The organism is Maridesulfovibrio sp. (genome assembly GCF_963666665.1).
Lineage (GTDB): Bacteria > Desulfobacterota > Desulfovibrionia > Desulfovibrionales > Desulfovibrionaceae > Maridesulfovibrio.
Window position 1 is genome coordinate 127,350 of sequence record NZ_OY762999.1, and the last position, 13,847, is coordinate 141,196.

The 13,847-nt window shown below is 48.8% G+C and carries 9 protein-coding genes; 7 read left to right on the forward strand and 2 right to left on the reverse strand.

Annotated elements, in window-relative coordinates:
* Window positions 1-193: 193 nt before the first annotated feature.
* Window positions 194-1,807 (reverse strand): ABC transporter substrate-binding protein, encoded by a 1,614-nt coding sequence (locus ACKU40_RS00545; RefSeq protein ID WP_320174596.1) that lies wholly within the window; start codon window positions 1,805-1,807, stop codon window positions 194-196.
* Between the two features lie 263 nt (window positions 1,808-2,070).
* Between ACKU40_RS00545 and ACKU40_RS00550 the strand changes: the two genes are divergently transcribed.
* A complete protein-coding gene (locus ACKU40_RS00550; RefSeq protein ID WP_320174597.1) occupies window positions 2,071-2,514 on the forward strand; it encodes a hypothetical protein in 444 nt (147 codons plus the stop codon).
* 160 nt (window positions 2,515-2,674) lie between these two features.
* Here ACKU40_RS00550 and ACKU40_RS00555 read toward each other — a convergent pair whose 3' ends face one another.
* Window positions 2,675-4,486 carry a hypothetical protein gene (locus tag ACKU40_RS00555; RefSeq protein ID WP_320174598.1) on the reverse strand — a complete coding sequence of 604 codons (1,812 nt, stop codon included), beginning with the start codon at window positions 4,484-4,486 and terminating at the stop codon, window positions 2,675-2,677.
* A 307-nt stretch (window positions 4,487-4,793) separates the two neighbouring features.
* On the opposite strand from ACKU40_RS00555, the gene ACKU40_RS00560 reads away from it, so the two are divergent.
* The 6 genes from ACKU40_RS00560 to ACKU40_RS00585 all read left to right on the forward strand — a co-directional run bounded on the left by ACKU40_RS00560 (window position 4,794) and on the right by ACKU40_RS00585 (window position 13,804).
* Window positions 4,794-7,898, forward strand: coding sequence for a UvrD-helicase domain-containing protein (locus tag ACKU40_RS00560; RefSeq protein WP_320174599.1), 3,105 nt, complete (start codon window positions 4,794-4,796; stop codon window positions 7,896-7,898).
* Window positions 7,899-8,235: 337 nt separating this feature from the next.
* Entirely contained in the window at window positions 8,236-8,997 is a 762-nt protein-coding gene (cbiR, locus tag ACKU40_RS00565; protein ID WP_320174600.1) for a cobamide remodeling phosphodiesterase CbiR, read from the forward strand.
* A 100-nt stretch (window positions 8,998-9,097) separates the two neighbouring features.
* On the forward strand, window positions 9,098-9,604 hold the full coding sequence (locus ACKU40_RS00570) for a bifunctional adenosylcobinamide kinase/adenosylcobinamide-phosphate guanylyltransferase (protein WP_320174601.1): 507 nt from the start codon (window positions 9,098-9,100) through the stop codon (window positions 9,602-9,604).
* A gap of 2 nt (window positions 9,605-9,606) precedes the next feature.
* Window positions 9,607-10,599: a DHH family phosphoesterase gene (locus ACKU40_RS00575; protein ID WP_320174602.1), complete on the forward strand. Its 993-nt coding sequence runs from the start codon at window positions 9,607-9,609 to the stop codon at window positions 10,597-10,599.
* 47 nt (window positions 10,600-10,646) lie between these two features.
* On the forward strand, window positions 10,647-13,361 hold the full coding sequence (gene polA / locus ACKU40_RS00580; protein WP_320174603.1) for a DNA polymerase I: 2,715 nt from the start codon (window positions 10,647-10,649) through the stop codon (window positions 13,359-13,361).
* Between the two features lie 140 nt (window positions 13,362-13,501).
* Window positions 13,502-13,804, forward strand: coding sequence for a DUF1844 domain-containing protein (locus ACKU40_RS00585; RefSeq protein WP_320174604.1), 303 nt, complete (start codon window positions 13,502-13,504; stop codon window positions 13,802-13,804).
* Window positions 13,805-13,847 lie beyond the last annotated feature (43 nt).

Genomic DNA, 13,847 nt, shown 5'->3' on the forward strand with positions numbered 1-13,847 from the left:
TCCAGACGGACAAACAATTTGGGGCGCTGCGCGTTTTGGGCGAGTAATTTCGCCTTAGGCGGCAAAAGGGGGCAATCCCCTCTGGACTCCCTAATGGGAGTATGGCTTGCTAGATAAAAATTTCGTTTAACATGGCAAAGGGAACCCCGGATGGGATTCCCTTTGCTTAAAGTTACTTTATCAATAATTACCCTTACTTGATGACGAGGTCGCCGAAGTAGGGGAAGTTCTGTACGTTTACGATTTCTTCGGTGTTCATACCGTCCTTGGAAGCCCAGGACAGGTTCTGCCAGTGAAGGGGTACGAATGCTGCTTCGTCGTAGAGGATTTTTTCCACTTTCTGGAGCATTGCACTACGTTTGGCAAGGTCGGTTTCGGTCTGGGACTGCATAATCAGGGAATCTACTTCAGGGTTGCAGTAGTTACCGCTGTTGTACTGGCCGTAACCGGTTTCCTTGTTGGGGCACATGAGCAGGAACTCAGTGTAGTTAGCGGAGTCTTCGGTGTCAGAGTGCCAGCCGATCATCTGAATGTCGGCAACCTGTGCGTCGAACTGATCCCAGTACTGAGCTTTAGGCATGGTTTTCAGGTTAACCTTGATGCCGATTTTGCCGAGCATGGAAACAAATGCTTCAGCGATTTTTTCGTCGTTAACGTAACGGTTGTTAGGTGCGATCATGGTGCACTCAAAACCATTTTCGTAACCGGCTTCTTTCATGAGCTGCTTTGCTTTCTCAAGGTCATAGCGAGGCTTGAGTTCTGCATTGTAACCGGCAAAGCCTTCAGGACCCTGCTGGCTGGCAACAGTAGCGAAGCCTTTCATTACTTTTTCTACGATACCGGTGTTATCGGTAGCATATACGATAGCCTGACGAACTTTGGGGTTCTGGAAAGGCTTCTGGCGTTTCTGGTTCAGCTGGAAGGTGATGATGCGGGAACCGGACATGGTAACCAGCTGCAGACCTTCAGTGGATTCAACGCGCTTCAGATCCTGCGGGGGAACGGGCATGATGAAATCAACATCGCCGGAAAGCAGTGCTGCTACGCGGGTAGCGTCGTTTTTAATGGGGGTCAGGATGATGGTGTCTACGTTACCTGCTTTGTCCCAGTATTCGGGGAAAGCCTTGAAGACAACGCGTACGCCCTGTTCACGTTCGGCAACAGTGTATTTACCGGTACCGGATTCGTTTACGTTGGCAAAGGAGGGTCCGGTTTTGACAATAGCGTCTTTGGGCTGGCCGGACTCGTCATTGCCGGAGTAGAACTGCTTGTCCATGGGGAAAATGTAAGTAGCCATGTTCAGGAGCAGACCGTAGGGCTCTTTGGTGATGATATCAACGGTGTTGGCATCAACAACCTTTGCGGGAGAGAAAGGCTCGAACAGGCCTTTAAAGTCCGCGCTCTTTTTGAGGCGCTCAATGGTCCAGACAACGTCTTCAGCGGTGAAGGGGTTGCCGGAGTGAAATTTTACACCTTTACGCAGGTGAAAGCGCATGGTTTTGTCATCAATACGTTCCCAGGACTCAGCAAGACGGGGTTCGAAAGAACCGTCTTTAGCCCAGCGTACGAGGGGATCAAAAACCATGTGGGAGTACTGAAGCATACCACCGGAAAGCTGTACATGAGGGTCAAGGGAGACAGGGTCGGCATCCATGGCCAGCTTCAGGGTTTTACCGGCTGCGGCAGCGGGAGCTGCTTCAGTGGTTTCCTTTTTGGCAGGGGCCTCTTCTTTTTTTTCTGCGCTGCATCCGGCGAGACCGAGAGTCAGAATAGCAACTAGCGCAAGAAACAGTAATGAACGTTTCATCCTCACACTCCTTAAAAAAGTAAATACAATAATAAAAGCACCAAGCGCCCGGGAATTCAGGAACATTCCTGAAGAAGACGCACATCGAAATGAGTGTTATAACTGTTAAAACAGCCATAGCTTACGGCTTCCCCTTGCCGTATGCGGTTAATATTATTACACTTGAATTGGTTTTTTCTCAAATTCTTAACTTGTTGAAATGTTTTGTAAAAAATATTTTATTAACACAGGTGTCAAAATAGGCACATAAAAATGCAGAATTTATGAAAATAAAAAAATATAATTCGTTTGGCTGGGTGTTCTGTCTGCTTTTATTAACGTTTATGTCTAGCGGCTGTTCTTCGCTTAATCCTTTTGCGGACTCGATTGCCGAATATGATATAGACGGTAAGCATGAGATAAGCCTCGGACTCATGCCTGGAGAGCAGCTTGCTTTCGAAATGCGTAATCCCGGTTCCGGTGGTTATCAATTTGACGGGGTTTCTTTTGATCCCGAGCTGGTAAGCTTGGACAAGTTTAAGATAATCAAACCTGATTCAGGGCTGATGGGTGATTTCGGGCGTTGGCGGTTTGAATTTACCACCGTGGGGCTGGGGGCATCTCCTGTTATCATTAATATTAAGAGGCCGGGTGAAGATACCCGTGATGCCTACAAGGTTATCAATATGGATATAACCAAGGATGGACCGCCATTCTTCAAATGGTAACCAGGCAACTTATAAAGCACTATCTGCTTTGTTACTGCAAAAAAGGCAGAAACTTACGTATGTGTCATACGTTTCGTTCCTGCCTTTTTCTTGGGCCTTGCATCTAGCACTTTCTAAGTTGTCTGGTGGATTAAATGAGGGGTGCTCAGCACCCCTTTTTTTATTTCATATAATGTTTGTAGCAAGCTATGGCATTCATGGCGAAGAGCGATGTTGTGACTTCGCTGCCGACAATAATTCGTGTTGGATGGCGGACCATAGTCCATTCGTAGGCTTTGTAGGGATGCCTGAAGCAGCCCTCGCCGAGGTGGTCGTGTAAAACTTTTATGCCCCGTTCGATGAGTCCGTCGCCGCGGCTGGGGTAGCGCAGCAGGCAGAGAGTCGCCACTGCCAGTGATGCGTCAAAGGGATTGAGAGTTGCTCCCAGCATATCGTATTTGCAGTAATCCATTGCCACGGCCCGGATTTGTTCGACTTTACCGTCAGGATCGATAAGTTGCCGTTCATCTTCGGGGATGGTCAGCCAAGTGTAGTAAAGACGTCCGGCATAACTGACGTAGATTTCCGGCAGGTAGAAACGTACTGCGCTGTCTTCTTTAAAATTACCGCTGATGAATGCGTTGTGATGAAAGGTAAGGAACCGTTTTACGGTTTCAAGGTTCTCTCCCTCCAGCGCTTTCCACTGGTAGCGGTTGGCGAGGATGCATTCAAGAATGTCCATGTTGTGACCGGGGCAGATTTCATTGCCCAGAGTTTCGCGCACAATGCGTCCGTCTTCTTTGTCTCTTTTGAAGGGCTTATCGAACCAGAGCGGTACGGAACCGTAGTAGTCCAGCGGACGGGTCATGGTGATAGTAGGCAGATTTGTCTTATTGCCTCCGCCAATCTGGTATTCATTGATGATTTCCACCCAAGGGAAATCAAGGAATACTTCCGCAGCACGCAGAAGCTCCTGATTTGCGTTCAGATTTTTTTCTTCGACCAGATCCTGCCATTTGCGGGACATGGCAAGTGCGAGAAAAGTTGTGTCCACATCGGGAACGTAATCGTCAAATCCAAGCTCTTTTTTTGCTTTCCAGTCGCGGGGTTTGAGATTGCAGAGCGGCTGCCCGTTACCGTCTTTGGGCAAACAGGTAATTGCCGGGTGCTTGATGCCTGAGCTGGGTGCCTGCAGCCACTCCATGCTGGTCACGATCAAAAAATGGAGCATGGATTCCAGCATTTCTTTCAGCTTGCTCTGTTCGGGCTGTGGAAGTTCTTCCAATATATAAAGGTTGTAGATTTGTTCCCAGAAAATATCGTCGTAAAATCCGGTGCGGTGGGTGATCCAAGAAACACGCATGGAGAGAGGTTCGGCGATTCCTTTCCATGGACGGCGGAAAATTTTCAGGGCCAGCGGGTTGGAGTGCAGGAAGCAGCGCATCAACCCGAAAAGCAGGTTGATATTTTGAAATTCGTATGATCCCAGCCCGGTCATGATGTTCATGAAGTTTTCGCCGTTGCAGATTGAGTCACCGGGCATGATTACTTGTGCGGAAACCGGAAAATAAGGATCTTCCGGGTTTTTGTTCCAGACCCGGATGATGTCGGAAAGTACCGCGTCCAGCACTTCATTCACTTCTTTTTCGTGTATGCGCGGGGGCTGGGAGTCTGTTTTTTTACGGATGCGCCACTGCGGGTCTTGAACACGGTCGAGCAGTTTAGCCAGCGGGGCGAAAGTTGTCTCAACCCATTGCTTATCCTGCCAATTTTCATAACTGGCTTGCATGGCTGCTTCCATCATTTCCTGATAAGGACCTATCTTGCTTTGGAAAATTGCCGGATGCGAGCACCAGCGCAGGATAAAATGTTTGAAAAGCGGATTGCCGAAAAGTTTCTTGTAGAGTTTGCACAGGTTTTCGCCCGGAATAGTGGGGTTTTCACATTTTAAAATCGGGTCATCACAAATATCGTAAATCGTAGCGTTTCTCAATTTGGCTCCATTAATTTATACGAAGCGGCGAAGCCCAATAAAAGTGTTTGAAGAGTCCAGAGAAACTTTTCCCAAAAAGTTTCTTTGGTCCCCGAAGGGCCGCCGGAGGCATTATGTTAAAATTTCCCTATCAAAGAGGGTGGTGCCTTGCAATCTTTTGGGGCTGCATGTAGTGTCCCTTTTAAGCCTTGAAAGGGTTGTGATGATTAGATGATGATATGATAAAGTGCAGTTATGACAGGAAGTTGTGATGCTCTTGTAGATAAGTTGATCAATAAATGATCAAGACGGGGAAGAACGGTAGACCATGGAAAGATTTATAGCCGACCTGCATATCCACTCCAGATTTTCACGCGCCACCAGTAAAGCCTTGAATCCGCGCCTTCTGGCTGCATGGGCAAGGGTGAAAGGGATTGACGTCATCGGAACGGGTGACTTTACGCATCCTGAATGGGTCGCCGAAATAGAAGAGCAACTGGTGGAGGACGGTTCCGGGCTGCTTTCCCTGCGAGAACCGCAGGGGCTGGAGAACTCCATCGACTGGGTGGATGGTCCTTTTGCCGGACAGACCCGTTTCATGCTCCAGACCGAAATAAGTTCCATCTATAAAAAATACGGCAAAACCCGCAAAGTACACAACCTCGTCTACATGCCCGATCTGGAATCGGTTAAGAAATTCAACGCCAAGCTCGATACCATCGGTAACCTCAAATCTGACGGCAGGCCAATCCTCGGTCTGGACAGCAAAGATCTTCTTGAAATCGTCCTTGAAACTCACGACAAAGCCTTTCTTATTCCTGCCCATATCTGGACTCCGTGGTTCTCGCTTTTCGGTTCCAAATCCGGTTTTGATACCGTGGAAGAATGTTACGGCGACCTTGCTTCCGAGATTTTCGCCATGGAAACCGGGCTTTCTTCGGACCCGGAAATGAACTGGTTCATTTCTGCGTTGGATAAGTACCGTATGGTTTCCAACTCCGATGCCCATTCCGGTGAAAACTTGGGGCGCGAGGCAAATATTTTCAGCGGCAACATGTCTTATGAAGGTATCTACCGCGCTTTGCGCGGTGAAGGGCTGGGTCATAAGTTCATGGGTACAATTGAATTTTTTCCGGAAGAGGGCAAATACCACATGGACGGGCACCGCAAGTGCGGGATCATGCTTGATCCACATGAATCAAAGATGCGCGGCGGCATTTGTCCGGTCTGTGGCAAGCCTTTGACAATGGGTGTTTATTCAAGGGTTATGGAGCTTGCGGACCGAGAGGAAGCACAGCAGCCCAAAGGACAGCCCGGATTCGATTCTCTAGTGCCGCTCAAAGAAATTATTTCCGAGATCGTGGGCACCGGACCCAAAACCAAGAAGGTTCTCGGCGTTTACGCTCCGTTGATTAAGGAATTCGGTTCTGAATTTTTTATCCTGCAGCAGGTTCCTGTTGAGGATTTGCGCAGACACAATGTCCACCTTGCCGAGGGCATCCGCCGCATGCGTGAGGGACAGGTCATCCGTAACCCCGGTTTTGACGGACAGTACGGAACAATTTCCGTTTTTTCCGCGCAGGAGCGGGATGAAATTATCAACGGCGTGAAACTTGTTGTGGTTCGCAAACCCAAAGGTGATCTTGATACCCCTAAGCCTGAGGCTGAGGTGCGCAGAACATCCGATCCGGAACAGGAAAGCGGGGTGGTCCGCTTTAATGAGGCCCAGAAAAAAGCCGTTGAAGCCGGGCCGGATCCGGTGCTGGTTATTGCCGGACCGGGAACAGGTAAAACACAGACTCTCATGGGCCGTATCAAGCATCTGCTTGAAAGGGGAACCCGGGCACGGCGTATTCTTTCCCTGACCTTTACCCGTAAGGCTGCCGAGGAAATGAATGACCGCATGCGCAATATGCTCGGAGATGACGAAGTCCTGCCCCGTGCTGATACTCTGCATGCTTTGGCCCTCGAATACTGGGCTTCGGCCTTTGATCATGATCCTATTATACTGAATGAAGAGACCGCACGCCGTGTCTTTGGAAGAGCCAATCCTGAGCTTAGCGGTGCAAAGCTCAAGTCTGCATGGGATTCCATCAATCTTTCCCGCGAGACCCTGAAGCCTTTGAGTGAAAAGTCTGCTGAAATTTTAGCCAATTATACCCGTCAGAAAGATCAGTATAATCTTGTGGATTACACTGACTTACTGGAATTCTGGCTTTCGGAGTTGAAGTCCGACAAGTATGTGCGGACCTTCACCCATGTGCTTGTGGATGAGGTGCAGGATCTTTCTCCCCTGCAGCTGGCAATTGTCCAGCGTTTGGCCGGGGATGACGGTGAAGGGCTTTTTGCTATCGGCGACCCTGACCAGTCCATTTACGGTTTCCGCGGTGCTGCCGGGAATGTGGCGAACCGTTTTCGCGCTTTCTGGGAAAATTTGATTCTGATTACACTTGAGGATAACTACCGCTCTGCACAAGGGGTTCTGGATGCATCGGCTTCGGTACTGGATAATCCGCCGCAGCTTAAAGCCCATCGAAATTATGAGGCTGATATCCATCTTTTTTCCGCTCCAGACAGCGGACGCGAGGCTTCCTGGATCGGGGAGCGTATCAAGCTGCTCATAGGAGCCACCAGCCACAGTCTTGTGGATGCTGGCGAACAGGGCACTTTGAGCCCCGGAGATATCGCGATTCTTGTTCGTTTTAAAGGATTGATCGGTCCCATTGAGGCCATGCTTAAGCGGCAGGGAATTCCTTGCAGTGTGCCTGAAACTGAGAGTTTCTGGCATGATCCACGGGTGGAGGTGCTTCTTGCTGCTGCACGCCGTATGCTCGGTTTTGCTGAGGATGCAGATGATGAAGTGCCTGAGGTTCCGGAGAAAGTTATTGCCCGGGGACCTTTGGGACTTTCCGCATACCTGAGCGATATGCCTCCTTTTGACCAGCTTTTCTGGGAGAGCAAACCTTTCCGCGATATGGTTAAAGGCTATAAGGAGCATGGCGGGTGGTCCGGTCTGTTGAACTGGATACATATGCAGAATGATCTGGATCAGGTACGCAATAAAGCGGAGAAAGTGCGAATCATGTCCATGCATGCCGCAAAGGGGCTGGAGTTTGAAGCCGTATTTCTGGCTGGTCTTGATGACGGGATTGTGCCTTTTGCAGGGCCGGATATTCTGACCGGAAAGATTTCCGGAGAATCGCCGTTGGTGCAGGAAAATACCGAAGAGGAACGCAGGCTTCTTTATGTGGGGATGACCAGAGCCAAGAAAAATCTTTACATGTCCCATGCGGGCAAGAGACCTTTGTACGGACGGACTCTGATGTTGCCTGTGTCGCGTTTTTTGAAGAATCTTCCTGAATCAGTGAAGAAGTCTGCAATGGTTGCACGAAAGGTCCAGAAGGAGAAGAAGATCAGCCTGTTGGATATGTAGGCTTTTCTTGTCGTTCCGTGCTGATGAATAAGAGTGGAGAAGGTTTCTGGGTTACAACAGAAAAACCTTGTAAACCACCTTTTCATAAACCATTGACATTCTTCTTGCGGCCATAGCGCTCAACCCTGCTCCCCGGAGCCTGCAGAAAATGTGCAACGGGTTGAAGTGATGTTGAAAAAAATTTCTTACCCGTTTCATTTTTATTTCTCCTGACATAATTGAATCTACTTTGTTTTAAGCAATACTTATGCCGTATATAAAAAGGATCTGTGGTCCGGTGTGTTGGGTTTATTAGTGGAACATATATTATAGTTTTAATGAATGAGTCGCGGCAAAAATGTCCATTTTTTTGAATAATACTGATTTTCGTTTTCAATTATCTGCGCCCTCATGGGTAATTTCCGGTACCATTTTTGAGAACTGTCGTTTTCTGGAAGGCAAAGTGGACGAGATCGCATTGCTGTTTTTTGAAACAGAATCCTGCCTTGCTTACACAAAAACTGATCTGCCTGAGGAATTGATTGATACAGGGCTAGCTTTCCATATTCATCATCCTCTTGATCTGCCCTGGGAAGAAGGTGGAGGCAGAGTTGCTGAAATAGTAATAGCCCTCAATGAAAAAGCTGCGCATTTGAATCCTACGGCCCATGTTGTCCATCCTCCGTCTATGGGTCCTGAAGCAGCAGGTTTAATACGGGAATTTGCAGCCGTTGTTTCCCGTGGCGGGGTAAGGCCTGAAACGATCCTTTTAGAGAATATAAAAGAAAATTCTTTGCTTGGTCTTACCAGGGTTATTGCTGATTGCGGGATGAAAATATGCCTTGATCTAGGACACATACTGGCTTACGCACAACATGACCTTCTGCGTGACCCTGATCTTGATGGGCAGGTTGCCATGCTGCATCTTAATGCTCCGGGACCGAAAGGACGGCATCTGGGATTGGACCATCTTAATAGTGATGGGTTTGAAACTCTTGATGTTTTATTTGAAAAGTTAAACAAGGGCGGCACGGTCACTGTAGAGGTCTTTGAGGAGGAATCCTTTTTTAACTCTCTGCAATTATTGAGTGATTATTGTACTGCAAGAAAAATCAAGTAGTACCTTGTGAAATTTTTCTTGTGGTTGCAGTCTTTGCTGGAAATAGAGTACGTAAAGATAGTTTTCCCGTTCTTTTGTACTCATGTACCTAGGAGAAATCTTGATTACATTTGTGCTGGGGGGCAATAAGTCGGGAAAATCAGACTACGCCCTCGACCTGTTTGCAGAATATTCCGGCCGTAAATGTTTCATTGCTACCGGAAAAGCCCGTGATATGGCTTTTCGGCAGCAGATTATGGACCATAGGCTGGAGCGGGATCCGTCCATTCCGGTTCTTGAAGCCGGCGCGGACTTGCGTCGGGTTCTGCTTAAGGCTAGAGAAGGGTACGACCACCTGCTGGTGGACAGTTTGGATTTTTGGCTGTTTTCCTGTTCCGAAGTTGCGGACGGTGAGCAGCAAATCGGGGAGGTTGTCCGGCTTCTATCTGAATGGAAAGGGCCGGATGTTGTTTTAGTGTCATGTGAGGTGGGGCTCGGCCCGTTGGCAATGACACGTGAAGTCCGCAGTTTTGTTCGCAGGCTCGGATCACTCAACCGTACAATGGCCGCAATCGCAGATGAAGTTTATCTTGTGGCCGCAGGGTTACCCCTGACCCTGAAGAAGTAGCTATGGCTTATTTTAAACAGCTTGAAGATCAGCTTCAGGATTTGCTCGCCCTTTGTAAGAAGGAAGAGCGTTGGCTGGTAGTGGTTAATGCCGACCCGGATTCACTGGCTTCGGCAATGGCGTTTAAACGCATAATCGGGCGCAGGGTCGCTGAAGTGGGTATTGCCCATATCAACGAGGTCAAGCGTCTTGATAACCTTGCCATGATTCATTACCTGCGCATTCCGGCCAAGAGGATGATTCCAACTCTTGTGGCCCAATACGACAAGTTTGCGATTCTTGATTCACAGCCGCACCACCATCCTGATTTCGAGGATTTGAGATTTTCCGTGATAATCGATCATCATCCCCTGCCGGAAACCCCATACCCCCATGCGGAGTATGTGGACATCCGGCCCAAGTATGCAGCCAACTGCACCATGATGACCGAATATCTCTACAACCTGAATATCCGCCCGGCCAAACTTCTGGCCACCGCACTTCTTTACGGCATCAAGACCGATACCCAGAGTTTTGAACGTCCCTTCATTGATGATGACGTCAAGGCTTTCAGGTATCTGACAAAATATGCGGATATGGACCTTATCAAGCGCATCACACGCAGTGAAATCCATCCTGACTGGCTGCGTTACTTCTCCCGCGCTTTTTACAATCTGCGTCGCATCGGCCCCGGCCTTTTTTCTCATATCGGCAAGGTGGAAAACCCGGATACACTGGTTATACTTGCTGATTTTCTCATGCGTATTCACGGCGTTTCGTGGGACGTTGTTTCCGGTATTTACGAGGATACCCTTGTGGTTATTTTCCGTGGTGACGGCATGCGCAAGGATATGGGCAAAATGGCAGCCAAGCTTTTTAATGAAATAGGTTCTGCCGGTGGTCATAAAGCTGCTGCGCGTGCTGAAATCAAGCTGCAAGCGCTGGAAGGTGCCGACCCGGAATCCTTTGTGCTCAAGAAATTGACCAAGGGAAAAAAGACCGTAAAGCGTATCTAATCCTTTCTCAATTACATAAATGCAGGGTTTGAACCCGAAGGCATATAATGGCACTCAGAGATAAATTGAATTTTGATGACGAACCCCTGTACTTGATTGACGGTTCAGCTTTTTTTTACCGCGGCTTCCACGCCTACCCGGACCTTAAGCGTTCCGACGGTGTGCCGACCAATGCCATGTTTTTTGTGTTGCGGACATTGCTCAAGGTTATCAAAGAGGAGAAACCGAAATATCTGGTTTTCATCCTTGACGGTAAGGGTAAGAACTTCCGTCACGAACTTTATGACCAGTACAAGGCCCAGCGTCCGCCAATGCCTGATGACCTGCGTTCCCAGATTGAGCCGCTCAAAGAAGCGCTCAGTGTTATCGGTGTGCCGCTTATTGTTTCCGAAGGTGAAGAGGCTGACGACTGCATTGCTTCTCTCGCTGCCCGCTATAAGTCTGAACGTCCGGTGGTTATCCTCGGAGCGGACAAGGACCTCAAGCAGTGCCTTGATGAAAATGTCTTCATGTGGGACCCCGCAGGAAAGAAGGAAAAGATCACTTCTCTCGCTGATTTTCGTGAAGAAACCAAGCTTGAGCCTGAACAATGGGCTGATTTTCAGGCCCTTGTGGGCGACTCGGCTGATAACATTCCCGGTGTGCCGGGAGTGGGTAAGGTGACTGCCACCAAGATAATGGCCGAATATCCGACTCTGGAAGATATCCGTGACAACTACGATAAGCTCAAGCCTGCCATACAGAAGAAGATGAAGGATGAGCTGGAAAATATTTTTGTCTATCGTGAGCTTACCCGCATGCGGTTGGGTAGCTGCACCGATTGCGACCTCAAGAAGTGCGAGCTTCGTTCTGTGGATGGAGATCGTGCTGCGGAATTCATGACTACTTACGAATTCCGTTCACTTGTGCGCGATGTAAAAGCTTTGTTTTCCGCTGTTTCAGGGTCTGCAGTTCCTGCTGGAAATTCCAAGAAATCAACTTCCGGTCAGGCCTCTCTGTTTGGCGAAGAAGCTTCGGCTCATGTTGCCAAGTCCAATAAATCTGCCGCCGGGGGCGGACAGTTTTCCCTGTTCGGCGAAGCTACTCCGGCTCCTGCTGCTCCTGAAAACCGTCTTGAATTGAAGAAAGTTTCCTCTGCTGCTGAACTTCCTGATTTCACAGGTAAGGACGTCGGTTTGGTGCGTGAGGGCAATATGTTTTTCATCGGGCTGGACGGTGATGAATGGATGTGCAAGGTCACTGCTGCAGAACTTGCCGCCGGACTGCAATCAGCAAAGACAATTGTTGTGGCTGATGTAAAATCTTTCCTGCGTGCAGATGATGCATGGGGGCAGATTCAGCTGTCCAGCTGGTTCGACTTAAGTCTCGCTGCCTACCTGCTCAATCCTGAAGAACGCAATTATGCCTGGGACCGTTTGCGGGCCATGCTATTTGCCGGAGAAGAGCTTCCCGATGCTGTAGATGAAGTTCATCCCGATGCTCAGGGGCTGGCTGCGCTGGCTCTTATGCATGTGCTTGGGCCCCGTATCAAATCCGCAGGTCTTGATGAGCTGACAGCAAATCTTGAAATCCCGCTTATCCCTGTTCTTGCTGATATGGAGAAAGCCGGAATCACCATCGATCTGGATGCGTTTGCTGATTTTTTGTCCGAGGTGAATGAACGTATTAATGAACTTACCCGGATCATTCACGAGCGGGCCGGTGAGCCGTTTAATATCCGTTCCAGTCAGCAGATGGCGACTGTTCTTTTTGATACCCTCGGTCTCAAACCGAGCGGCAAGACTCCTAAAGGAGCGCTTTCCACTGCCAATTCCGTATTGGAAAAGCTTAGCGGGCAGCATGAAATTATCACCGATATTCTTGAATACCGGAAGATGGAGAAGCTGCGTTCCACCTATCTCGAACCTTTGCCCAAGCTGGTCAATGCCAACGGGCGTATTCATACCAATTTCAATCAGCTGGCAACTGCCACCGGACGTCTTTCCAGTTCCGGCCCCAACCTGCAGAACATTCCTATTCGCGGTGATCAGGGCAAGCGTATGCGGGCCTGTTTTACTGCCGGGGAGGGCTTGCGTTTAGCCGCTGCCGACTATTCTCAGGTTGAGCTGCGCGTACTGGCTCATTTTTCCGGTGACCCGGCCCTTGTTTCAGCTTTCGAGCATGATGAGGATATTCACTCCCGTACAGCTGCGCTCCTTTTTGACCGTGATCCGGCGGATGTTACTTCCGATGAGCGTCGCAATGCCAAGACCATTAACTTCGGCCTGATTTACGGCATGGGACCGCAGAAGCTTTCCCGTGAGCTGGGTATTAAGATCAACGAGGCTAAGGAATTTATCGTCAAGTATTTTGAAAAGCTGGATGTACTTAAAGGCTTTTACGATTCCGTAGTGGAACAGGGCCGCGAGAAAGGTTATGTAACCACTCTTTCCGGGCGTCGTCGCTTGTTGCCTGAACTTCATTCCACAAATCAGCAGATTCTTTCACAGGCCCGCAGGCAGGCTATCAACACTGTTATTCAGGGCAGCGCCGCTGATATTATCAAGATGGCCATGATCAAGGTGGCTGATAATAGTCAAATAAAGGATCTCGGCGGCAGGTTGATCCTGCAGATTCATGACGAACTTTTAGTTGAAGGCCCTGAGGAGAATATCGAGGAAATCGGTAAGCTCCTGCAAAAGGATATGCAGACTGTGGCTACGCTTGCTGTGCCGCTCAAAGTTGATCTGGGCTTGGGACGCAACTGGGCGCAAGCGCATTAAGGCCTATGACGGTTTAACCAGTCTATTAGACTTTGCTTTTTTGATAAACCTCTCAGCTTTGAGAGGTTTATTTTTTTAAAATGCTTGAATCTTACGATGAATATTTTTAGAATCCGGCAGATTACTTAAGGAGTTCAATTATGTCTGATGCTAAAAAGTGCGGTTGCGGCAGCGAATACGCCAAGGATATGCCTATCCCCGAGGTTAATTTCTCAACATTTGTCATGTCCATGAGTTCTTCCGCTTTGGTTCATCTGGGCGAAGTTCCTGATCCTTCAACCGGTAAGGTTGAGTTTTCTCCGGTGCTTGCCAAACAGTCCATTGATGTTCTTGCTGTGCTTGAAGATAAAATCAAGAACGGCATGACCGCCGATGAAGAACGACTCCTTTGTGAGATGCTTTACAATCTGCGCATGAAATATGTGCAGAAGACCAAGAAATAGCCGACTTTTCGACATTTCCTTTGTGCCCCGTGCGGGCATTTCT